Origin of the sequence: Brevibacterium gallinarum (genome assembly GCF_014836885.1) — a bacterium.
Lineage (GTDB): Bacteria > Actinomycetota > Actinomycetes > Actinomycetales > Brevibacteriaceae > Brevibacterium > Brevibacterium gallinarum.
In genome coordinates, this window is sequence record NZ_JACSPY010000006.1 from 24,585 (window position 1) to 46,743 (window position 22,159).

At 67.3% G+C, this 22,159-nt stretch carries 18 protein-coding genes and 1 pseudogene; 12 read left to right on the top strand and 7 right to left on the bottom strand.

What is annotated here, in order from left to right; translation table 11 throughout:
* Position 1 precedes the first annotated feature (1 nt).
* Positions 2 to 1,666, bottom strand: a complete 1,665-nt coding sequence (locus tag H9634_RS07445; protein ID WP_191726073.1) for an L-lactate permease — start codon at positions 1,664 to 1,666, stop codon at positions 2 to 4.
* Positions 1,667 to 2,082: 416 nt separating this feature from the next.
* On the opposite strand from H9634_RS07445, the gene H9634_RS07450 reads away from it, so the two are divergent.
* The 5 genes and pseudogenes from H9634_RS07450 to H9634_RS07470 all read left to right on the top strand — a co-directional run.
* On the top strand, positions 2,083 to 2,889 hold the full coding sequence (locus H9634_RS07450; RefSeq protein ID WP_191726204.1) for a (Fe-S)-binding protein: 807 nt from the start codon (positions 2,083 to 2,085) through the stop codon (positions 2,887 to 2,889).
* Positions 2,886 to 4,763, top strand: a complete 1,878-nt coding sequence (locus H9634_RS07455; RefSeq protein WP_191726074.1) for a lactate utilization protein B — start codon at positions 2,886 to 2,888, stop codon at positions 4,761 to 4,763. The genes H9634_RS07450 and H9634_RS07455 overlap by 4 nt, the downstream gene beginning before the upstream one ends.
* Positions 4,760 to 5,401, top strand: coding sequence for a LutC/YkgG family protein (locus H9634_RS07460; protein ID WP_191726075.1), 642 nt, complete (start codon positions 4,760 to 4,762; stop codon positions 5,399 to 5,401). The genes H9634_RS07455 and H9634_RS07460 overlap by 4 nt, the downstream gene beginning before the upstream one ends.
* Positions 5,402 to 5,773: 372 nt before the next feature.
* Positions 5,774 to 7,213 carry a hypothetical protein gene (locus H9634_RS07465; RefSeq protein ID WP_191726076.1) on the top strand — a complete coding sequence of 480 codons (1,440 nt, stop codon included), beginning with the start codon at positions 5,774 to 5,776 and terminating at the stop codon, positions 7,211 to 7,213.
* A 148-nt stretch (positions 7,214 to 7,361) separates the two neighbouring features.
* Positions 7,362 to 7,538: pseudogene (locus tag H9634_RS07470) on the top strand (LUD domain-containing protein); the annotation flags it as partial.
* Positions 7,539 to 7,774: 236 nt separating this feature from the next.
* Here H9634_RS07470 and H9634_RS07475 read toward each other — a convergent pair.
* Positions 7,775 to 7,939: a hypothetical protein gene (locus H9634_RS07475; protein WP_191726078.1), complete on the bottom strand. Its 165-nt coding sequence runs from the start codon at positions 7,937 to 7,939 to the stop codon at positions 7,775 to 7,777.
* 618 nt (positions 7,940 to 8,557) lie between these two features.
* Between H9634_RS07475 and hutU the strand changes: the two genes are divergently transcribed.
* Both hutU and H9634_RS14875 read left to right on the top strand, forming a co-directional pair.
* Positions 8,558 to 10,324 carry a urocanate hydratase gene (hutU, locus tag H9634_RS07480; RefSeq protein ID WP_191726079.1) on the top strand — a complete coding sequence of 589 codons (1,767 nt, stop codon included), beginning with the start codon at positions 8,558 to 8,560 and terminating at the stop codon, positions 10,322 to 10,324.
* A 298-nt stretch (positions 10,325 to 10,622) separates the two neighbouring features.
* On the top strand, positions 10,623 to 12,356 hold the full coding sequence (locus tag H9634_RS14875; protein WP_191726080.1) for an ATP-binding protein: 1,734 nt from the start codon (positions 10,623 to 10,625) through the stop codon (positions 12,354 to 12,356).
* A 9-nt stretch (positions 12,357 to 12,365) separates the two neighbouring features.
* On the opposite strand, the gene H9634_RS07490 is transcribed toward H9634_RS14875, so the two are convergent.
* Entirely contained in the window at positions 12,366 to 12,758 is a 393-nt protein-coding gene (locus H9634_RS07490; protein ID WP_191726081.1) for a hypothetical protein, read from the bottom strand.
* 240 nt (positions 12,759 to 12,998) lie between these two features.
* On the opposite strand from H9634_RS07490, the gene H9634_RS07495 reads away from it, so the two are divergent.
* From H9634_RS07495 to H9634_RS07510, 4 genes are read left to right on the top strand one after another with little or no spacing between them, the layout of a single operon-like run.
* Entirely contained in the window at positions 12,999 to 13,973 is a 975-nt protein-coding gene (locus H9634_RS07495; protein WP_191726082.1) for a zinc-dependent alcohol dehydrogenase, read from the top strand.
* Between the two features lie 10 nt (positions 13,974 to 13,983).
* Positions 13,984 to 14,403, top strand: a complete 420-nt coding sequence (locus H9634_RS07500) for a 6-pyruvoyl trahydropterin synthase family protein (protein ID WP_191726083.1) — start codon at positions 13,984 to 13,986, stop codon at positions 14,401 to 14,403.
* Complete coding sequence (locus tag H9634_RS07505; protein ID WP_191726084.1) at positions 14,400 to 16,238, top strand: glycosyltransferase family 4 protein; 1,839 nt, start codon at positions 14,400 to 14,402, stop codon at positions 16,236 to 16,238. Before H9634_RS07500 ends, H9634_RS07505 begins: the two co-directional genes overlap by 4 nt.
* Positions 16,235 to 17,140, top strand: coding sequence for a lysylphosphatidylglycerol synthase domain-containing protein (locus H9634_RS07510; protein WP_191726085.1), 906 nt, complete (start codon positions 16,235 to 16,237; stop codon positions 17,138 to 17,140). Before H9634_RS07505 ends, H9634_RS07510 begins: the two co-directional genes overlap by 4 nt.
* Before the next feature lies 1 nt (position 17,141).
* Here H9634_RS07510 and ribA read toward each other — a convergent pair whose 3' ends face one another.
* The 4 genes from ribA to H9634_RS07530 are packed head-to-tail and all read right to left on the bottom strand — an operon-like array spanning position 17,142 to position 20,584.
* Positions 17,142 to 18,497, bottom strand: a complete 1,356-nt coding sequence (gene ribA / locus H9634_RS07515) for a GTP cyclohydrolase II (RefSeq protein ID WP_191726086.1) — start codon at positions 18,495 to 18,497, stop codon at positions 17,142 to 17,144.
* A 10-nt stretch (positions 18,498 to 18,507) separates the two neighbouring features.
* On the bottom strand, positions 18,508 to 19,218 hold the full coding sequence (locus H9634_RS07520) for a CDP-alcohol phosphatidyltransferase family protein (protein WP_318245046.1): 711 nt from the start codon (positions 19,216 to 19,218) through the stop codon (positions 18,508 to 18,510).
* A complete protein-coding gene (locus tag H9634_RS07525) occupies positions 19,218 to 19,697 on the bottom strand; it encodes an SRPBCC family protein (protein WP_191726088.1) in 480 nt (159 codons plus the stop codon). Before H9634_RS07525 ends, H9634_RS07520 begins: the two co-directional genes overlap by 1 nt.
* A 32-nt stretch (positions 19,698 to 19,729) precedes the next feature.
* A complete protein-coding gene (locus H9634_RS07530) occupies positions 19,730 to 20,584 on the bottom strand; it encodes an LPXTG cell wall anchor domain-containing protein (protein WP_191726089.1) in 855 nt (284 codons plus the stop codon).
* A gap of 310 nt (positions 20,585 to 20,894) precedes the next feature.
* Between H9634_RS07530 and H9634_RS07535 the strand changes: the two genes are divergently transcribed.
* Entirely contained in the window at positions 20,895 to 22,076 is a 1,182-nt protein-coding gene (locus H9634_RS07535; protein ID WP_191726090.1) for a hypothetical protein, read from the top strand.
* The last annotated feature ends 83 nt before the right edge of the window (positions 22,077 to 22,159 follow it).

Sequence of the window (22,159 nt, forward strand, 5' to 3'; positions counted from 1 at the left end):
TCTACGGAAGCATCCACGCGAGCACATTCGACTGCAGGAAGACGAGCGCGCAGATGACGAACAGCAGCCCGATGCTCCACGGGATGACCTTCTTGAAGATCTCGGACTCCTTGCCCTCCATCTGCACCGCCGTCGCTGCGATCGCCAGGGACTGCGGGGAGATCATCTTGCCCACGACCCCGCCCGAGGTGTTGGCCGCCAGCAGCAGCTTCGGGTCGATCCCGGCATTGGTCGCCGCAGTGTGCTGCAGGTTGGAGAACAGCGCGTTGGCCGAGGTGTCGGAGCCGGTGACGGCGGTGCCGAGCCAGCCGAGGATCGGGGAGAGGAAGGCGAAGATCGCGCCGAGGGAGGCGAGGTAGGCGCCGATCGAGACGGTCTGGCCGGAGAAGTTCATGACATAGGCCAGCGCCAGCACGGCCGCGATCGTCAGTGCCGCCCACCGCATCCGCCAGGCGCAGGTGCCGATGAGTCCGAGTGCGGCACCCATCCCGAGGCGGTAGCGGTCGTGTTCGCTGAAGATCGTGTAGATCGCGGCGACGACGAGTCCGGTGATGAGCAGGATGGTGCCCGGTGAGGACAGCCAGGCGAGCTTGTAGGTGGTGGCCGCGACGACCGAGCCGTCGGCGGTGAGCAGGTGCTCGGACAGTTCCGGCCACGGGATCTCGACGGTGGTGGACGCCAGGGCGGCAGGGACGTCGATGCCGAGCTTCCACATGTTCGCCACGGCGAAGAAGGCGACGACGAGCAGGTAGGGCAGCAGGGCCATCCACACGCGCACCGGCTTGAGCTCGGCGGCGCTCGCCGGTGCGGTGACGCCGAGGCGCTCGCGCACCTCGGCGTCATCGCGCGGGGTCCAGACCTTGAGGAACAGCACGGCTGCGCCGAGGGAGGCGAGGCAGGCGACGATGTCGGTCATCTCGTAGGAGAAGTGGGTCGCCGACCACCACTGGGCGATGCCGAAGGACAGGCCGATGACGAGCGCTGCCGGCCAGGCGTCCTTGATGCCGCGCAGTCCGTCGAGGACGAAGAGCAGCACGAAGGGCACGATCCAGGCGACGAACGGGGCCTGCACACCGACGATCGCACCGATCGCCGCCGGGTCCTCACCGGTCAGCGAGCCTGCGGTGGTGATCGGGATTGCGAGTGCCCCGAAGGCCACCGGTGCGGTGTTGGCGAGCAGGACGGCGATGGCCGCGCGCAGCGGTGCCACTCCGAGGGCCATGACCATGGTCGCGGTGATGGCGACCGGGGCGCCGAAACCGGCGAGGGCTTCGAGCAGGCCGCCGAAGCAGAAGGCGATGAGGATCGCCTGGATGCGCAGGTCGCCGCCGCCGATCCGGTCGAAGAGCAGACGCAGGTCCTCGAAGCGGCCGGACGTGACGGTCAGCTCGTAGAACCACAGCGCCATGACGATGATCCACACGATCGGGAACAGCCCGAAGGCGGCGCCCTGCGTTGCGGACAGGGCCGCCAGTCCGAGCGGCATGTCGAAGCCGAGCCAGGCTACGAGCAGTGCTGCGGTCAGGGCGGCCAGCGCCGAGGTGTGGGCGCGGGCTCTGACGCCGAGCAGCATGGCGAAGAAGGTCGCAAGGGGGATGAGGGCGACGAGGGCGGACAGGCCCAGCGACCCGCCGACGGCGTCGGTGGCTGCGGTGAAGTTCTCCACGGGGACTCCTTGAGAGGGGAGGGCGCGCGGTTGCAGGCGCGTGCAGTGAGGTGCGTTCAGCAGTGAACGTGGTCCATGCCGGTGCTGTGTGCTAGATTACAGCATGTGGTAGGACCACAGCTTACACACGTTCGGGACGAGCACAAATCCGTGTCAGATCCGAGGCGTACGATGACACACAGCAGCACCTCACCAGAGCCGCTCCGGGCACCGACCTCGCTCCGGAACCGTGCGTGTGCTGCAGCCGAGCTCCCGCCGGCAGGCGGGACGCCAGAGGGGAGTAGACAATGACATCGGCCACCCGGCCCAGCCCGCCCGGTGCTGCACCGTCAGCCCAGACCCCGACACGGGCGCAGACCCCAGCACCTGCGCAGGCCGCAACACGGGCGCCGGCCGCAGCACCGGCGCCGGCCGCGCTGCGGATCGCGATCTTCCCCACCTGCATCGTCGACGCGATGTATCCGCGGGTCGCCGAGGCAACGGTGCGGATCCTCGAGCGCCTCGGCCACGAGGTCGTATTCCCGCCCCAGCAGACTTGCTGCTCGCAGATGCACGTCAACTCCGGCTACTTCGCAGATGCCTACGACATCGTGCGCAACCACGTCGAGGCCTTCTCCGACTACGACTACGACATCGCCGTCGCCCCCTCCGCCTCGTGTGTCGTGTCCCTGCAGCACCAGCAGCCCGACATCGCCCGCCGCGCCGGCGACCCAGCCTGCGCTGCGGTGGCGGAGGCCATCGCCGGGCGGACGTTCGAGCTTTCGAAGCTGCTCATCGACGTCCTCGGCATCACCGATGCCGCCAGCCAGCTCGGCTCCTACTTCCCGCACCGGGTGACCTTCCACTCCAGCTGCCACGGGCTGCGGCACATGAAGCTCGGCACCCGGCAGTCCGATCTGCTGCGCACCGTCGCCGGCATCGACTACGCCGAACTGCCCGGCCTGGAGGAATGTTGCGGCTTCGGCGGCACCTTCTCCTTCAAGAACGCCGGCACCTCCGGGGCGATGGTCGCCGACAAGGTCGCAGCGATCCAGTCCACCGGCGCCTCGATCTGCGCCGGCGGTGACGTGTCGTGCCTGATGAACATCGGCGGCGCCGCCCAGAAGCAGAAGACCGGCATCACCACCGTCCACTTCGCCGAGATCCTCGCGAGCACCCGCGAGAACCCCCTGCAGGTCTCCGGCGACGTCGCCGTCTCCGGTGGCGGAAGGAGCTGCCCATGACCACCACTCGCCCCACCACCGTCAGCCTCGGCATGCCCACCGTCCGCCACGGCCGCGGCAACCTCTTCGCAGAGGAACCCTTCACCTCGGGCGCGGCCCGCGACCTGGAGAACGCGACCCTGCGCGGCAACCTCAACTTCGCGATGCACAAGATCCGCGGCAAGCGCGCCGCCGTGGTCAGCGAAATGCCCGACTGGCAGCAGCTGCGCGCCGCCGGATCGGCGATCAAGCAGAACGTGCTGGCCAACCTGCCGGAACTCCTCGAGCAGTTCGAGGCCTCTTTCACCGCTGCCGGCGGCCACGTCCACTGGGCCCGCGACGCCGATGAGGCCAATGCGATCGCCCTGCGCCTCATTCAGGAGCAGGGGGTCAGCGAGGTCAACAAGATCAAGTCGATGGCCACCCAGGAGACCGGCCTCAACGAATTCCTCGAAGACCACGGCATCACCGCCGTTGAGACCGACCTGGCCGAGGAGATCGTCCAGCTCGGCGGCGACAAACCCTCCCACATCGTCGTGCCGGCCATCCACCGCAACCGCGACGAGGTCCGCGACATCTTCCTGCGCGAGATCGACGGCGTGCGCCCGGACCTGACATCCGAACCCGCCGATCTGGCCGAAGCCTCCCGCCAGCGGCTGCGCGCGAAGTTCTTCGACAACCGGGTCGCCGTCTCCGGGGCGAACTTCGGGATCGCTGAGACCGGCACGCTCACGATCGTCGAATCCGAAGGCAACGGCCGCATGTGCCTGACCCTGCCGGAGACCCTCATCACCTTCATGGGAATTGAGAAGGTGCTGCCGCGCTTCGCCGACCTGGAGGTCTTCCTCCAGCTGCTGCCGCGCTCCTCGACCGGTGAGCGGATGAACCCCTACACCTCTCTGTGGACCGGCGTCACCCCCGGCGACGGCCCGCAGAACCTCCACGTCATCCTCATCGACAACGGCCGCACCGCCACACTGGCCGATGAGGTCGGACGCCAGGCCCTGCACTGCATCCGCTGCTCGGCCTGCCTCAATGTCTGCCCCGTCTTCGAACGAGCCGGCGGCCACGCCTACGGCTCGGTCTACCCGGGACCGATCGGCGCGATCCTGTCCCCGCAGATGACCGGCATCGAGGCCGCGGCGAACAACTCGCTGCCCTACGCCTCGTCCCTGTGCGGGGCCTGCTACGAGGTCTGCCCGGTCAAGATCAACATCCCCGACGTGCTCATCCACCTGCGCGGCGCTGACGTCGAGGCCCGCCACAGCGCACGCAGCACCGCGCCCGAGGCGGTGGACGAGACACCTGCCACCGGCACCTCTGCTTCCGGCGCCTCCCGGCGCGCCCGCCTGAGCGCGGCCGCCCGCACCGGGGCTGCGCGCATCGTCGGTGCGGTGACGCGCCGGGTGCCCGATCAGATGGATGCGCTCATGGCTGCCGCCAAGACCGCCTTCGCCAAGCCCAGGCTGCTGAGCATCGGTGAACGGGGCTTGCCGCTGGGCAGGATCCTCGGCGGCAGGGACGGGAAGATCTCCTTACTGCCCGGCCTCATCGGCGGCTGGACCCAACACCGGATCATCGACGCGCCCCCGGCGCAGTCCTTCCGCCACTGGTGGAAGCGCAACCGCCCGAGCACACCGGTGCGCCGCACCCCTGAACAGCGGGCCAATATCGCAGCCCTCATCGAAGCCAACCGCGGAAGGGCCGCCGAACTGCATGAGCGCTTCGCCGCCCCAGCCGATGACTACACCTGGCTCATGGCCGCCGAACGGGCGGCCATCCAGCAGCACGACGCGACCGGCGATACTGTGGCCGACTATGCCCGCGGCACCGAGACCTCGGCGACCACCGCCTCGGGCGCGGCCGACGAACCGATGAAAGGCGAGAGAGCATGAGTGAGCAGACCACCTCGGCGAAGGCCGAGATCCTCGCCCGCATCCGTTCGGCGCTGACCGACAACCCGCAGCCGGCCACGCCCGTGCGCGACTACCGGCAGCACAGCAGCGCCGATGCGCAGACGGTGCGCGAGATGTTCATCGACCGGATCGTCGACTACAAGGCCCGCGCCTTCACCGAGACCAGCGAGACGGTCGCCGGGCGGATCGCCGAACTCCTCGGCGAAAGCGGCCGTTTCGTCGTGCCCGAGGGCTTCCCGGCCGACTGGCTGCCCCGCGACGGCTCTGCCGGCGAGCGGATCGTCGACACAGCCGAGGCGCCGCTCAGTCACGCCGAGCTCGACCAACTTGATGCGGTCGTGACCTCCTCGACCGTCTCGTGCGCGGAGACCGGAACCGTGTTCCTCAACGCCGGCCCCGCCGAGGGCAGGCGCGCGATCAGCCTCATCCCCGACCACCACATCTGCGTGGTGCCGGCCGAGTCGATCGTCGAGCTCGTTCCCGAGGCGCTCGCTCGCGTCGATCACGGGCAACCTGTGACGATGTTCTCCGGGCCGTCGGCGACCTCGGATATCGAACTTCAGCGCGTCGAGGGCGTCCACGGCCCGCGGAACGTCGACATCATCATCCTCGACTGAGGCCTATGCGATACAACTCGGATGGGGCCCTGCCGGGACGCAGTCGACGCCGGGTCTGCAGGCGTGACGGATGCGGCGGTGACGAGAAGTCTGCTGACCGGGAGGCATGAGCTTTGCGACTCGAAGGTATGAGTTCTCCGGAAAGTCGGAAAAGATGCGCTGGCGTCATCGGATCGCGTGGCGTGATTGAGGGGAGGCGCATGCAGTTTGTCGGGCCGTAGCTGTTCGGGCTGCTCTCCGTTAACCGCCCACGCATTCTTAGAGGAGGCGCAGCATTGAAGCGGGTTGCCAGTGGTGGTACGCTCGGACACTGAGTGTCAGGCGAGCGTTGACTTTGCGCCGCCTTAGAGCTTCTACAGTGAGGGATGTCCAATGTCTCGTCTCAAGTTGAGTATCCGGCGGGCTGGTGCCGTGTTGCTGTCCGTTGGGTTGATTTCCGGAGTTTCGGCAGCCCCTGCGACGGCAGCCTCTGTGATCTCCGATCCGCAACTTCAAGCTTGTATCAATAAAACACTCGGCGGGAACCGCGAGCCTGACGCTGAGATCACGTCAGAAGATCTGGCGAAGGTGACGAAACTCGATTGCCAAAAAATGGGCATTCAGTCACTTGACGGAATGGACCACGCCACTAACCTGCGGCAGGCAACCTTCACTGACAACGACATCACACACTTTGATCAGCTGACCTCACTCGCATCGCTTCAGTTGCTGAACCTTGACGGCAACCGGATTTCAGCCATCCCGTCGGACGTCTCTGGAATGACCGGTCTGACGTTTCTGGGTCTGCACCGGGAACCGAAAAAGGGGCCAGAGACGATCACGACACTTGAGCCACTCCGAAAGCTCAATAAGCTATCCTTCCTCAACATCGAGTTTCAGCAGGTGAAGGACTTGTCGCCATTGCTGAGCTCGAAGGATACGATGACGACCATCTATGCCAGCAGTGTTCCACTGCAGTCCTTCGAACCAGTGGCGCAGATGCCGAATCTGCAACGGTTGTGGGCGTCCGGACCAGCCGGCACGAGCGAAGCGCTAGACCTGACCCCGATCGACGGCTTGCAGAATCTCGACCAGTTGTTTCTCAACAATCGTGCGCTGACAGCAGACGACATCGCGAAGCTCACTGACCTGCCCAAGCTTTCGTACCTGCGCCTCTACGACAATCACATCAGTGACATCACGCCCATCGAACAGTTCAACAGCCAGGATCCCTACAAGCTTCAGGCCCATCGCCAAACTTTGACGCACGCACCTGGAGTTGTTGGAACCCCGGTGAACTTTGAGACCGTCGATTTTGAGAAGAAGATTCTCGATGTCACAAAAGTGACGGACACGAGCGGCAGCGACGCGGGAGCTGTAGCGACGGTCGATGGATCTACTGTTACTTTCAGCGAGCCGGGCACATACCGCGTGCATTTCGATGCCGGACGCTCGCCATGGGCACCCAAGGCGCGGGCCTTCAGCGGCTTCTGGACGATTGATATCTCTGCGAAGCCTGAGCCGAGCCCGACACCGACCGAAGAGCCGAGCCCGACACCGACCGACGAGCCAAGCCCGACACCGACCGATGAGCCGAGCCCGACACCGACCGACGAGCCAAGCCCGACACCGACCGACGAGCCAAGCCCGACACCGACCGACGAGCCAAGCCCGACACCGACCGACGAGCCGACCGAGCGTCCAGGCGACGACGGCGGCAAGAAGCGTAGGCTGCCTAGGACTGGTCTTGACGCATGGCAGACAGTCGGTCTCGCCGCAGTGTTCATCATCGTAGGTGCCGCTGGAGTGACAATCGCTCGGCGACGAAGCTGACCCATCGTAGTCTTTCGATGCTGAGATCCTGCGCATGACCACCGCCCGATTGAGCTAGCGCAGTTGCATGGCCAGCGCAGTGCACGCATCTGGAATCGTGACGCGTGCACTGCGTTGGACTGTCATTACCGCGCCAGCGCGCGAGAGTATCTGCATCGTCCCGGCGGATTCGATCGTTGAGATCGTTCCCGAGGCTCTGGCTCGGGTCGATCATGCGCGGCCGGTGACGATGTTCTCTGGGCCGTCGGCGACCTCGGATATCGAACTCCAGCGCGTCGAAGGCGTCTACGGCCTGCGGCAGGTCGACATCATCATCCTCGACTGAGTCTCAGGACTCAGAGCCGGTGTTCGTCTCCGGTTGAGATGAACCAGATGAACGCGGCGATGATGAGCATGACGCCGCAGTTGAACGCCCACGCCTTCACATGCTTCGTGCGCAGCGCCTCAGTTGCCGTACCCGAGGTGCGGGCCGCGTGAGCGATTCGGTCGCGCTGGTGGCTGCGAGCGGTATCATCGGGGTCTCTGTGCTCCGCAGCGATCTGATCCCATTGCCGGGTCGTCTCACTGTGGCGGGTGAGTCGATCTGCGTCGGTCTTTTCGGTAAGCGAGGTACGAGAAGACCCCCTGGATGGGCACGGCGAATGCGAGGAAGATCAGTGCATTGAGCACTGCGGGCCTGTCGCCGCCGAGCGAGACGAACCAGATGCCTGCTGCGGCGATGATCATGGTGCCGCAGTTGAATGCCCACTCCCTGAGATGCTTGGACTGTGCCTGCCGGACAGCCTGTGGTTCAGGTCCTTTTTCCGCAGAGGGTCTTGCTTCTGCAGAGCTGTCTACACGCACGTGATCTTCTCAATGGCGTCGGCGCCAGCGGTGCCGGTGGTCCTCAATGTCCTCTTCTTCGAAGAGCACACGCCCGTACCGCTGTCAGAGCAGGACACGATGGTGCTCAGCGCCGCTGCTCGAAAGACGTCGTGAGAGGTGTTCCCTGGCGGTTGGAGGGTGAGCTTCATCGCCCCACCTTTCGCTGGTGGAGCTGGCACGGGAGTGGTGTGAGACACGTTACTGGACAGTTGAAATGTCAGCGTCTTGGCAGTTGCATTCGGAGAATACTCTCGGGTTGTGTTGAGATTTGACTAGGAGGAAGGGTGCCGCTGCTCGGTCGGCGGGCAGGGCGCGCGGGTGTGTGGTTCGCTTGCATATGATGTCTCCCTGTCCGAGATTCCGGACAGATCGTGCTTCGGCTCACTTTCGGCTGCGCACGCCTGCGCGCAGACTGGGAGCAGAACCATTCCCATCCCACGTGCCTGATCGCAGGCGCAGCCGAGAGCCGAAGGAAGACGCATGACGACGTCACACGCATCCGAAACCCCAGACACCGCAGCTGCGAAGGAAGCAGCCGCGAAGCAGACGTTCACCCGCCATGACCCCGAACGCGTCGTGCGCGCTCCGCGCGGCACCGAGATCACCGCCAAGACCTGGTCGACCGAAGCCGCCAAGCGGATGCTGATGAACAACCTCGACCCCGAGGTCGCCGAACGTCCCGAAGACCTCGTCGTCTACGGCGGCACCGGCCGTGCCGCCCGCTCATGGGAGGCCTTCGACGCGATCGTCAAGACTCTCGACGACCTCGAAGCCGATGAGACCCTCCTCGTCCAGTCCGGCAAGCCGGTCGGTGTGCTGCGCACCCACGAATGGGCCCCGCGGGTGCTCATCGCCAACTCCAACCTCGTCGGCGACTGGGCCAACTGGGAGCACTTCCGCCACCTCGAAGCTGAAGGCCTCATGATGTACGGCCAGATGACTGCCGGCTCCTGGATCTACATCGCCACCCAGGGCATCCTGCAGGGTACCTACGAGACCTTCGCCGCCGTCGCCCGCAAGCGCTTCAACGGAACCCTGGCCGGCACGCTGACCCTCACCGCCGGCTGCGGCGGCATGGGCGGTGCCCAGCCGCTGTCGGTCACCCTCAACGGCGGCGCCTGCCTCATCATCGACGTCGACAAGTCCCGCCTCGACCGCCGCCAGTCCAAGCGCTACCTCGACGAGGTCGAGACAGACCTCGAGGTCGCTCTCGAGAAGGTGCTCAAGGCGAAAGAAGAGAAGCGCGCGCTGTCCGTCGGCCTCGTCGGCAATGCCGCAGACATCGTCCCCGAGCTGCTCGCTCGCGACGTGCCCGTCGACATCGTCACCGACCAGACCTCGGCTCACGATCCGCTGTCCTACCTGCCGCTGGGTGTCAGCCTCGAGGACTGGCAGGCCGAAGCTGATGAGGATCCGGAGAAGTTCACGCTGCGGGCTGAGGAGTCGATGGCCAAGCACGTCGCTGCGATGGTCGGCTTCCAGGACAAGGGCGCTGAGGTCTTCGACTACGGCAACTCGATCCGCGACGAGGCCCGCAAGGCCGGCTACGATCGCGCCTTTGAGTTCCCCGGCTTCGTCCCGGCCTACATCCGCCCGCTGTTCTGCGAGGGCATGGGGCCCTTCCGCTGGGTCGCGCTCTCCGGTGACCCGCAGGACATCAAGGTCACCGACCAGGCGCTCAAGGAGCTTTTCCCCGAGAACGAGTCGCTGCATCGCTGGCTCGACGCTGCCGAGGAGTACGTCGAGTTCGAGGGCCTGCCCGCCCGCATCTGCTGGCTGGGCTACAAGGAGCGCCACCAGGCCGGTGTGCTCTTCAACAAGCTCGTTGCCGAGGGCAAGGTCTCCGCCCCGATCGTCATCGGCCGAGACCACCTCGACTCCGGCTCCGTCGCCTCGCCCTACCGCGAGACCGAGGGCATGCTCGACGGCACCGATGCGGTCGCCGACTGGCCGCTGCTCAACGCCCTGGTCAACACCTCCTCGGGCGCGACCTGGGTGTCGCTGCATCACGGCGGCGGTGTGGGCATGGGCCGTTCGATCCACGCCGGTCAGGTCTCGGTCGCCGATGGCACCGAGCTGGCGGAGCAGAAGCTCACCCGCCTGCTCACCAACGACCCGGGCATGGGCGTCATCCGCCATGTCGACGCCGGCTACGACCGCGCCGTCGAGGTCGCCAAGGAGCGCCACATGCGCATCCCGATGAACCCGGAGCTCGACAAGCGCGACGAGGAGTCCGCTTCGAACTGACACCGCCGAGGCGCACACCGACGCCTCTGGAGAGAAGTTTGTAGAGCCATTCATATTCTGCGGACCTGCAGATATGAATGGCTCTACACATTTTTCAGCATACTTTTTCAGCATGCCGCTCATCCGGCGCCGGCCGGATGGAGCTCGCGCGGCGGGCGGCATCACTCTAGGTTCAGTGTAGAAACTGATGTCGTCACTGTATGTAAGTGACGCCGTCAGTGTAGATTTATCTCTCGTCACTCTATAAAGTGAGGCGATCAGTGTAGAAAAGTGACGACAACTCACCTACACTGATGCTGTGAGTGATGAAGAGGTTGCGGCGATCGTCGAACGACTCCGCCAGCAGGGGTCGGACGATGGTCGTGTTGAGGTGAAGGCGGCGAGTGGTGGTCTGCCGAAATCGCTGTGGCAGTCGGTATCTGCATTCGCCAATACTCGGGGTGGCGTCGTGATCCTGGGGCTTAGCGAAGCTGACAACTTCACGCCCGCAGAGGGCTTTGAAGCTCAGAAGATCCTTGATGCGGTCGAATCGGGCTTGGGCACCAGCGCAGGGCAGCAGCCTCAAGTCGAGCCGGTGCCTCGCTACGACGTCGACATCTGCACAGTTGACGGGGCGGCGGTGGTGCTGCTCGAGATTGCATCGCTTGACCCGCAGCTCGACGCTAAGGGCCCATGTTTCGAGACGCGCAAGAGCATCTCCGCTGGCAGCTACAAGCGCGTAGCCGATAAGGACAAACACTTGTCGGCATACGAGATTCATGAGCTGCAGCAGAAATGGACGCGTCGCGGTATCGACCACCAGCCTGTGCCCGGAACCGCGATAGATGATCTCAACCCCGAGATCATTCAGTCGACCTTTCGGTCTCTGGAGCGAAGCCGATCACGGGCGTTGGACGGTGTGGAGGACCTGCGCAGCCGGCTGCGGCGAATCAAAGCTGTAACCTCGGACGGCACGCCTACGTTTGCGGGTTACCTCACTTTCGGTTTCTTCCCGCAAGAGGAGTTCCCGCAGCTGACTATCGATGTCGCCGTACATCCAACGAGGGAGAAGGGGAGTTCGACTGCCCTCCGATTCCTTGACAGACACGTGTGTGACGGGCCCATTCCCTACGCTGTCGGTGACGCTGTGGCTCGGGTGCTGGCGAATCTTCGGACTATGCGGGTGGTGTCCGGCGTGGGTGCCGACGACGTGCCCGAGATCCCCGAAGAGGTTCTGCGCGAAGCAATAACCAATGCGGTCATGCACCGCGACTACAGCGAGTACGTCACCGGACGGCAGGTTGCCGTCGACATCTTCCCGGATCGAGTTGAGATCACCAATCCTGGAGGTCTGTGGGGTGATCGTACTGAGTTGAATCTGGGTGACGGTCAGTCAGCGTCGCGAAATGAAGTGCTCAGCCAGCTGCTGCGGGTCACTCCTCGTGGAGAAGGCGAAGGACCCATCGCCGAGAACCAGGGAAGCGGAATCCCCCGTATGCGTTTTGAAATGCTGCAGAACGGGCTCCCTGTGCCGGTGTACGAGGCGACCCTCGACTCGGTGAAAGTGACGTTGCAGCGGCATGGTCTGCTCTCGCCGGAGACGCGGGACTGGCTCGATTCGATTCCTGGCGCAGATCGCACCAAAGAGGAGAACCTTGTGCTTGCTCTCATCCGCCACTCCGACGCAATCTCGGTTGACGGAATTCGGCAAGTGCTCGATATCGATTCTGACCGAGCGCGGTCAATCCTCGGTACTCTGCAAGGCGATGGGCTCATCACAGGGTTGGGTGATGGCCCCTACGAGCTGGCTGAACTGTCTCCCGAACACAGGCATGCGCGCAGGCAACTGAGCACCGCGGAGCAGGAGATCATCGATGTGCTCGACACGTCGACCTCAAAGTCGATTCGTGAAATCTCGGCTGAGTTGGAGAAACCGGTGAACTCGCTCCGACCGTTGCTGCGCACACTATCTGAAGAAGGAGTCATTGTGCCGACGGCGCCGCCCACCTCAAAGCTGCGTGCCTACCTGCTCCCTGCTGAACCCGACAGCTGAGCCGCTTCCTCAGGCGCCAGATGCCCGCACATAGTGGATGCCATTGATGAGGAGGTCTTCCGCGATTCCGTCATCGAGGTCGATGATGACATGACCGAACTCCGCTGCTTCCTCCCGGTGCCCGAACGTTATCTTCACGCGGGCCGGTGACAGCCGCTCAGTCGCCAGCGGCTGATAGAAGCTCGTCTCCCCGCCCCAGATGGGCAGATCGAGAGGAGAGAGCAGACCGAGGATCGGCGGGCTGGCAGGAAACGGCCGGTCCTCCTCGTGATGCTCTTCGCCGTCGCTGCGGAGAGTGAAGCAGCGACGCGACCGGGCTGTGCCGCGCGTACTTCGCGTACAGCGGCGCGGCCTCGTCGGCGCGCTGCAGTGAGGCGAGGATATCGAGAAGATCGCGAGCATGAACGGGCATCCGGGATGCTCCGCAGCGGGGACGACGCACCGTAACTCGGCGGCGCTCACAGCAGACTCACCGGAGCAGAGCCGACGATCCGAAAAGTTACTAAAGCTGTTCATGGTTTCAGACGCGCGAACCATGAACAGCTTTGCTAACTTTCCCCGCACGCCCGCGCCCCCCCACCTGCGGAAAGCCGACGTGCCGGTACGGAGCGCACCTGCAGGTCGAGCGCGTACATTGGGACCATGGCCTGGGAATTCTGGATCGAAGAGGCACGCTGCGGCCGCTGGCGCGAGGTCGAGGAACCGCACGCCGCCGGTAATCAGCTGCGGGTGCGCACCACCGCCTCGGCGATCTCCCGCGGCACCGAACGCCTCGTGTGGGAAGGCCGGGTCCCCGACTCCGTCGCGGGCCTCATGGCCGCCCCCGCCCAGCGCGGCACCTTCCCCTTCCCCGTCTCCTACGGGTATCTGGCCGTCGGCACCATCGACGAGGGCTCAGCCGACCAGCTCGGCCAGCGCGTCTTCGGGCTGCTGCCGCACCACACCCACCACATTGTCGGCCCGGCTGACATCCACCCCGTGCCCGAGGCGGTGCCCACCTCGCGTGCGCTGCTCGCCGGGGCGGCCGAGACCGGAATCAATATCCTGTGGCAGGCCCCGCCGCGCTTCGGCGACCGCGTGGCCATCATCGGCGCCGGCATGATCGGGACCTCCACCGCGCTGCTGGCCGACCGGATGGGACTTGACCGCCTGGAGGTCATCGACACCGACGCCGCACGCCGTGACATGCTCACCAGTCTCGGCCTGACCACCGCGACCCCAGATGAGGCCAGCGGCGACTGCGACATCGTCATCCACACCTCGGGAGCGGAAGCCGGCCTGACCACCGCGCTGGCCCTCACCGGCGACGACGGCACCGTCGTCGAAGCCTCCTGGTACGGCACCGACGCCCCGCGCGTGCCGCTGGGCGCGGACTTCCATGCCCGCCGCCTGTCGATCATCGCCAGTCAGGTCGGGCAGGTCGCCGCCGGCCAGCGCGCCCGCCGCACCCGCGCACAGCGGCTCGCCCAGGCGCTTGAGGCCCTGCATGACGAGCGCTTCGATTCCCTCATCACCGGTTCCACCGACTGGTCCGAGCTGCCGGTCGTCATGGACCGCGTGCTCACCGACCCCGCCAGCCTGTGCCACATCGTCGACTACCGAAGCCTGCCCGGCTGAGAGGAGAGCCATGTTCCGCCTGAGCATCAACGACCACATCATGATCGCCCACAGCCTGCCCGACCCGTTCTTCGGCCCGGCGCAGCACATGCACGGTGCCACACTCGGCGTCGAGGCGCACTTCGAGACCGCCGAACTCGACTCCCACGGCGTCGTGCTCGACATCGGCCGGGCCGGTGAGATCCTGTCTGCAGCCCTCGACCCGCTGCGGTACGCCAACCTCGACGAGCACCCCGACTTCGCGGGCAGGATCTCGACGACCGAGGTCATCGCCGCCCACATCGGTTCCCGCCTGCGCGCAGCACTCGCCGACCGGCCCGACATCAGCATCGCCGTGACCCTGGACGAGAACCCCAACGCGCGGGTCACCTACACCGTCCCGCCGGCACCCACCCTGCATCCGGCCGATCCCGGGCCCCGGCAGGTATGAGCTCCCGGCCGGTCCACCTCGTCGAACCGGCTCTCGGCCGGGCCTCCGGCGGGGCCCGCTACAACCGTGCTGTCACCGATGCCGCCGCCGGGCAGATCGCCCTGCACGCGGTGCCCGGGTCCTGGCCCGCACCGACGGCTCATGATGAGGCCCGTGTGCACGCGCTGCTGACCGAGTTGGAGGGCCCGGTGGTCCTCGACGGGCTGCTCGGCTGCGCCCTCAGCACCCCGCCCGAGCATGACGGCCCGCTGCTGCAGCTCGTCCATCTGCCCCGGGGACGAGGCGGCGGCGAGGCTTTCGCACGTGAGCGCGCCTGCCTGCATGCCGCCGATGGCATCATCGTCACCAGTCAGCATGCCGCCGGCGAGATCGCCGAGCTCTACGGGCTCGGTGCTGCCGTCGCCCGGCCGGGCACCGTGCCGCGTCCGTTCACCGTTCCCGAGGCGGCGGGCACCCGCCTGCTGTGCCTCGCCTCGGTCGAGGAGCGCAAGAACCAGCTGCTGCTCGCCCGAGCACTGGCCGACGTTACGGAAGTGATGCCGGATGCCGGTCTGCGCTGCGTGTTCGCCGGCCCGATCACCGAACCGGACTACGCCGAGCAGCTGCGCGAAGCACTCGCGGGTCTGCCGGCCGGAAGTTGGGAGATCACCGGCGAACTCGACGCATCCGGCGTCGACGCCGCCCTCGCGGCAGCCGATCTGCTCGTGCTGCCCTCGGTCCATGAGACCTACGGGATGGTCATCACCGAAGCGGCGGCTGCCGGCATTCCCGCCTTCGTCACCGCCGGCACCGGGGCAGAGGAGGCCCTGCAGGCAGGCCGGGCACTGCCATCGGACCCGGCCGCCTGGGCCGAAGCGCTCAAGAGGTGGCTCGGCGACGAGAACGAGCGCGCCCGACTGCGGGCGGAAGCACAGCAGGCCCGTGCGGATCTGCCCGGCTGGGAGACGACAGCGGCCGCGCTGCTGGCCGCCGTCGACGCCGCGGCAGAGCGACACAGTGCCGGCCCATCCTCGCCGGAGCGCGGCGACTGGCTCGACATGCGCATCGCCTATGACAACACCGCCCGCACCGCCTCACTGCCGCTCATCGACGCCGCCCTCGCCGCCCTGCCCGACGGCGGCCCGGGCCTGCGGATCTGCGACATCGGCGCGGGCACCGGCAACTCGGCGCTGTGGTTCGATGCAGCTTTCGGCGACCGCGGGGTCACCGAACGCGACTGGCTGCTCATCGACGACAACCCGACCGCTCTCGCCCAGGCCGCCGCCCGCATCGCTGAGGCCCCCGAACGCCGCGCCGAGACCTGCCGTGCCCCGATCGCCGAGCTGCCCCGCCTGCTCGGCGTCGGCCGGCCCGTCGATCTCATCACCGGCAGCGCCGTCCTCGACGTGCTGCGCCCGGCCGATGCCACCGCCCTCATCGACACCCTGGCCGCCACCGGGGCACCGGGCCTGTTCCTGCTCACCATCACCGGCGACTGGCACCTCGACCCCGTCCACCCGGCCGATGCGCACATCGCCGCCGCCTTCGCCGCCCACCAGCAGCGCGAGGGACGCCTCGGCGCCGACGCGGCCGGCCACCTGCAGACAGCCGCTGAAGCCGCCGGCATGACAGTCCAGACGACAGCGAGCCCGTGGCAGCTGAACGCCGCCGACGACCACGCCTTCCTCACCCGGTTCCTCACCGACCGGATCACCGCCGCCACCGAATACGAACCCGCCAGCGCAGATCTCTTCGCCGACTGGCTCAACGATCGCCTGGCAGATGCGAGCCTCACCGTCACCGTCGACCACCGCGACCTGCTCATCCTGCCCACCACACCAGGGGAGGAGCGATGACCCAGGTGCCCGACACCTCGGCGGCGGCCCACGAGACTCGGCAGACCGCGCCACGGCGCGCCCGCAGCTGGGCCAGGCCGTGGATGCGGGTGCTCGCCGTCGTCGCCAGCGTCGTGCTTCTCGTCATCACCGCCCGGCTCATCGGCACGCAGGCGCTCGCCGCAGGTTTCACCGCGCTCGGACCGGTGAGCATCCTCGCTGCGCTCGGCCTCGGGGCCATCTCCACCGGCGCGCAGGCGATGCGCTGGCACCTGCTCGCCGGCTCCCGCGGCATCGAACTCGGCTACCGGCGGGCGCTGGCCGACTGCTACGCCTCCAGTCTTGCGAACATGGTGCTTCCCGGCGGGCTGGCCGGGGACGCCGTGCGGGCAGCGGTCTACCGCGACCGCGGCAGCCGCCGCTGGCTCTCACCGCTCATCGCGATCGGGGCCGAACGACTGAGCGCGACGACGCTGCTCTTCGCTGCCGCCGCGGCCATCCTCTTCCAGCACTCGGCATCCGCATTCGCCGCCGGTGCTGCGGCTGCGGCCGTGTCGCTCGCGTGTCTCATCGCCGCGTTCGTGTGCATGCGCGGCATGCCGGTCCGTCGGCAGCTCATCGTGTGGGCGACCTCTGCGGCCAGCGTGGCGGCACTCGTCGCACTCTTCCTCGTGGCCATGCGCGCGCTGGGCGGCGGGATCGAACCGATCGTGGCGATCATCGGGCTGGCGGCGATGAGCCTGCCGGTCGGCGTCGGCGGGTGGGGTGCCCGCGAACTGTCCGTCGGACTGCTCGCCGGGCCCCTGGCCCTGCAGGCCGAAGCCGCGGTCAGCGCGGCCACCGCCTACGGGCTGCTCGCCACCGTCTCCACCCTGCCGGGGCTGGCCGTGCTGCTGTGGCACTGGCTGCGCCGGCCGCGCTGAATCAGCTCTCCAGCAGCCCCGAGGTGTTCTGCTGGGCGGTGTGGCTGAGGACGAACTCGGTGCACACATCGGCATCGAAGAGGTGCCTGCGGAACGGCACCCGCAGCGCCTCGGCCATGACCGGCGAACCGGCAAACCGCAGTCCCGGCACCCCATCGCCGATGAGCACCGGCGCCAGCGTCAGGAACAGCCGATCGAGGACACCGGCGGCCAGGAAGTCCGAGACCGTCCGGCCGCCGCCTTCGATGAGCACCGCACCCGGGACATGCTCGCGCACGACCGCCAGCACCTGAGCAGGTGAGACCGGTTCGTCACCGGTTTCCGGCAGCCGGGCGACGGTGACATGATCTGCCAGGTCAGCCGGCACCTCGGCGGCGGGACCGACGAGCCACAGCGTCTCCGCTGCCCCATCGGTGAGCACCCGCCGGTCGGCTGGGATCCGGGCGTGCGGGTCGAGCAGCACGCGCACCGGGTTCTCACCTGCGACCGCGCGCACGGTCAGCTGCGGGTCATCGGCGACGACGGTCTGCGCGCCGACGACGACTGCGGCGACAGCCGCGCGCAGCCGGTGCAGATGCGCCCGGTCGGCCTCCCCGGAGACGAATGCGGCATCCCCGCTCCGGGCGGCGATGAACCCGTCGGCGCTCTGTGCGAGCTGGGCGACCACCTCGGCGCCGGCGGTGATCGCAGCGTAGTCCGGGCCCGAGGTGCCGGTCGCCTGGGCGGCCGCCACCGGCGCCTCGGGCACGGCGCGCGGGCGGTCGTGGTGCATGCGGCGGCGCTTCGTGTCGAGGTAACCGGCGTTCTCCGGCCGGTCGGCGACCGGCAGCATGCGCCGCTCGGTCACCTCGATGCCGAGATCCTCCAGTGCGGCGGCTTTCGTCGGATTGCTCGACAGCAGCCGGACGCGGGTGATGCCGAGAGCTTCGAGCATCTGGGCGGCGGCGGTGTAGTCGCGGGCGTCATCGGGCAGCCCGAGGCGCCGGTTGGCATCGACGGTGTCGAGGCCGGCGTCCTGCAGCTCATAGGCCTCCAGCTTGGGCCCGAGTCCGATGCCGCGGCCCTCATGGCCGCGCAGGTAGAGCAGCACACCGCAGCCGGCGTCGGCGATCGCGGCCAGCGCCGCCTGCAGCTGGTCGCCGCAGTCGCAGCGATGCGAACCGAGCGCATCGCCGGTGAGGCACTCGCTGTGCATCCGCACGAGCGGGGCGGTTGCGGCAGACGGGTCGCCGGCGACCATCGCGACGTGCGTGGTGCCGCCGGCGTCGAAGGCGTAGGTGGTGAACACACCGTGATCGGTGGGCAGCATCGTGCGTGCCCGCTGGTGAAGCGTGGTGCCGGATTCGGAGATGGCCATGGATGACAGTCTAGGCCGGGTTGCCGTCAGCCGGGTCAGCGGCATGGCCGCGTTCGAGGGCGATGATGTCGAGGGCGAAGGAGACAAGGAGGCTTGCCACGGCCGCGATCGCGCACGCCCACCCGAACGCCGGGACCGCCAGACCCGGTGGGGAGCCGGCGGCCAGCAGCAGCGGGCCCTGGAACGCCGCGACCGTCTTGCGCCGCCACGACGGCGGCAGCTCGGTATTCCAGGCCGGCCGGATCGCCGCACCTGCCCGGAAAGCGAAGTGCGCCAGCCCGCTGATGAGACACCAGGCGCCGTAGAGCGGCACAAGCCCGACCGACAACACAAGCACGACGGTCGCGTCGACCCGCTCATCGAATCGAGCGCCGGCTGCGGTCGTCGCGGTCGCCCGGGCGATGAGCCCGTCGACGAGGTCGAGAGCGAGCATCGGGATCGCGATCGCGACCGCCAGCCACCCGAAACCCGGTCCCGGGTGGACGGCGATGGCGGCGATGACGATGAGCAGCATGGCCAGCCGCACGCAGGTGACGCAGTCGGCCCAATGCCAGCTGGTGGCCGTTCCCGAGGCGGTGGTCGCCTCACGGCAGGCGAGCACCGGCCAGGCGCCGAGGATCCCGGCACCAGCGGCCAGGATGATCGGCACCGGTGAGGCCGCCAGCCACCCGGCCACAGCGAGGCCGGCTGCGAGGATGATGATGACGATGAACCGCTGCATCAGCACCCGCCTGAGCCTGTACGAGGGGACAGGAGTTCGCGCAGCCCGCGCTCGCCTGCGGCCATGACATGCCGGTGCGCCCACCCGGCGAGCGGGCTGCAGGCGTTGACGGCGACCCGGCGCGAGGCCACCGCCCACTCGAAGGTCATCCGGGTGCCCGACACCTCGGGCACGGCACGCCACGTCCCGGTGCCGCACAGGTCCCCGCTGACGGCCAGCTCAGCGGCGTGCGGGGCAGCGACGGTCGTGAGGCTCAGCAGGAAGTCGAGGTGGAAGCCCAGCGGGCTGCCGACGATGATCCGGGCGCGGGTGCCCGGGGCGATCGTGCCGGTGGCGGCGAAGAGCTGCGCCTCGCGCACGCCGGGCCACCAGCCCGGCCAGCCGTCGACAGCGCACAGCGCCTGCCAGCACCGATCCGTCTCAGCTGGGATGTGCCACTGTGAGACGAAGCGGTACCGGCGCGGCGCTGTGAGGGTCATCGTCCCAGCCTATGCCGGGACGCGGGGGCTTCTCAGCCGCGGTCGGCGCGGCGGCGCATCGTCACCGCGACGGCAGCCCCGCCGATGACGAGGAGGGCGGCGCCACCGGCTGCCAGTGCGGTGGTCTCGCTGCCGGTGCGCGGCAGAGTGCCGCTGGCCCGCTTGGCATCATCGGGCTTGTTCGCGCCATCGGAACCGGCCTTGGCGTCATTGGACTTCTCGTCCTCATCCGCGGCGTCGTCGGCCTGCTTGTCCTCATCGGCCTTCTTGTCGCCAGCGCCGTCGTCGTCCGTGGCGTCGTCTTCGGGTGCCGGGGTCTCCTCCGGTGCGTCGGTCTCATCCTCACCCGGTGCGTCCTCGTCCTTCTCGGAGTCATCGCCCTCGTCCTCGGACAGGAACTCCTCTGGGATCGGCAGCGACTCGGTGGTGAAGCCGGTGAAGGCCTCCTCCTGGCCCTTGAAGCCGCGGAAGTGCACCTGCTGCGGATCGGTCTTGCCGGCGGCGAGCTCGGAATCGACGATGCGCACCTGCATCGTGCACGTGATCGTGCGGCCGGGTTCCAGGCCGGGGAAGATCCAATCGCAGGCCAGCCACATCTCCTGGCCCTCGTCGTCGATGTAGCTCTCGTCCTTGTCGTTGAAGGCGCGCAGCGTGCCGTCGGCGGGCACGTCGCCGGAGTTCGTCACGTCGAAGCGGTACTCCTCGACCAGACCGTAGGTCGAGTCGTCCTTGATGGTCTGGGACTTCAGCTTGAACGTCAGCTCGCGCTTCTGCTCCTGCTCCGGGCCCGAGGTGTCGACCGGGGTGGCGGCGTGGGCTGCGGCGGTGCCGACGAACGGGGCTGCGGTGACGGCGCCGGCCACCAGCAGTGCGGGGATCTTCTTCATGATGATGTGGGTGTGTCCTTACTGTTGTGTTCCCGAGGCGGCGGTCGCCTCTGCGGGTGTGGTGATGGGTGGGCGCTACGCCCGATACCACATCTTTCTCCGCATCTGATCAGTAGACAAAGTCATATGGATGCATGTGCGCGAATTTCCGGCTGTTTATGTGAATTGGCATGGAATCGGTGCTAGCGTCGCACGTGACCGGCGTCACGCTGGTGCACCTGTTTCGGGCGTGGCGCTCCTCATCTGAGTCGCGCGACGATCGGAGACTGCGGTGACGACGCTGAAATCCTCATTCACAACCCTTGGTGCAGTGCTCCTGGCTGTGCTCATGGCGATGATGCCCAGTCCCGCACTGGCAGAGCCGGGTGTCGCCAACTCCGAGGTCACCTACTCCGCCGACGGTCAGACGTTCACAGAGGTCGAGCCCGACGGGCCCGTGCCGCGCAGCAATGACGGCGTCATCGTCAGGCCGGGCGGCAGGCCCAACACAAAGATCACATTCATCCGGCACTCGACGACGAACGTGCAGAATCTCGATGTCGTCATCGCCGTGCGCGATCTCGCTGAACTCACGGCCTCGCGTGGGAACCCGAGCGATTTCCTCATCACGATCGTCGTCGACGGTGTCGAATCCGAGGAGTACCGGTTCGGCGACCTCTTCGCTGACGGTGAGCCGTACGACGGCGATCCGAAGGTGCGCCGCGTCGGTCCGGCGATCGAGCTGACTGGTGACGTCGGCGAGGTCCACGAGGTGAAGATTCTGCATCGCCTGCCCTTTGAGAGCGGCAACGAGTCGCAGCGAGCAGTGTTCCTGCACAACCTCGCAGTCATCCCGGAGGCGCCGAGTCCGTCGCCGACCCCGACTGAGACGGAAACGCCTTCGCCCACTCCGACCGCAACGGACACTCCGTCACCCGCGCCCACTGACACGGAAACGCCGTCGCCGAGCCCGACGGCAACTGAAACCGAGACCCCGTCCCCATCGCCAACGGCAACAGAGACTGAGACGCCGTCCCCGTCACCGACCGCAACTGAAACTGAAACTCCGTCACCGTCACCGACTGTGACGGAGACTCCATCACCGACTCCGACAGACACCGAGACTCCATCACCGTCGCCGACGGACACTGATACTCCTTCGCCATCACCGACCGAAACGGAGACCCCGTCGCCGAGCCCGTCGGTGACAGAGACTGATACTCCGTCACCATCCCCCACGGACACGGAGACTCCTTCGCCGACGCCGACGCAGACCGAGGTTCCGACTCCGACGGCCACTGCCACGGAGTCCGATGTGCCCCGGCCGACCGGCGAGCCGACGGATCAGCCGGGCCCGCCGCGCGATGACGACCGGCCCGGCCCACCGCGCGACGATGACCGGAAGCCACTGCCGCGCACCGGTTCCGATGTCGCCCTCGGTTTGGGTCTCGGGATCGCGCTCGTCGGCATCGGCACCGCCGCAGCACTGGCCGGGCGCCGCCGCCGAGCCTGAACCGCCAGACCCTGACGTGGCCCTGAAGCGCTGGGCCCCGGAGATCCACCGGGGCCCAGCGCCTGGTTCCCGAATCCGAAATA

Bases quoted from the DNA above. Each gene is read 5' to 3' on its own strand.
- H9634_RS07455 (WP_191726074.1), top strand. From the start codon at position 2,886: ATGACCACCACTCGCCCCACCACCGTCAGCCTCGGCATGCCCACCGTC.
- H9634_RS07460 (WP_191726075.1), top strand. From the start codon at position 4,760: ATGAGTGAGCAGACCACCTCGGCGAAGGCCGAGATCCTCGCCCGCATC.
- H9634_RS07465 (WP_191726076.1), top strand. From the start codon at position 5,774: ATGTCTCGTCTCAAGTTGAGTATCCGGCGGGCTGGTGCCGTGTTGCTG.
- H9634_RS07475 (WP_191726078.1), bottom strand. From the start codon at position 7,939: ATGATCATCGCCGCAGCAGGCATCTGGTTCGTCTCGCTCGGCGGCGAC.
- hutU (WP_191726079.1), top strand. From the start codon at position 8,558: ATGACGACGTCACACGCATCCGAAACCCCAGACACCGCAGCTGCGAAG.
- H9634_RS07490 (WP_191726081.1), bottom strand. From the start codon at position 12,758: ATGCTCGCGATCTTCTCGATATCCTCGCCTCACTGCAGCGCGCCGACG.
- H9634_RS07495 (WP_191726082.1), top strand. From the start codon at position 12,999: ATGGCCTGGGAATTCTGGATCGAAGAGGCACGCTGCGGCCGCTGGCGC.
- H9634_RS07500 (WP_191726083.1), top strand. From the start codon at position 13,984: ATGTTCCGCCTGAGCATCAACGACCACATCATGATCGCCCACAGCCTG.
- H9634_RS07505 (WP_191726084.1), top strand. From the start codon at position 14,400: ATGAGCTCCCGGCCGGTCCACCTCGTCGAACCGGCTCTCGGCCGGGCC.
- H9634_RS07510 (WP_191726085.1), top strand. From the start codon at position 16,235: ATGACCCAGGTGCCCGACACCTCGGCGGCGGCCCACGAGACTCGGCAG.
- ribA (WP_191726086.1), bottom strand. From the start codon at position 18,497: ATGGCCATCTCCGAATCCGGCACCACGCTTCACCAGCGGGCACGCACG.
- H9634_RS07520 (WP_318245046.1), bottom strand. From the start codon at position 19,218: ATGCAGCGGTTCATCGTCATCATCATCCTCGCAGCCGGCCTCGCTGTG.
- H9634_RS07525 (WP_191726088.1), bottom strand. From the start codon at position 19,697: ATGACCCTCACAGCGCCGCGCCGGTACCGCTTCGTCTCACAGTGGCAC.
- H9634_RS07530 (WP_191726089.1), bottom strand. From the start codon at position 20,584: ATGAAGAAGATCCCCGCACTGCTGGTGGCCGGCGCCGTCACCGCAGCC.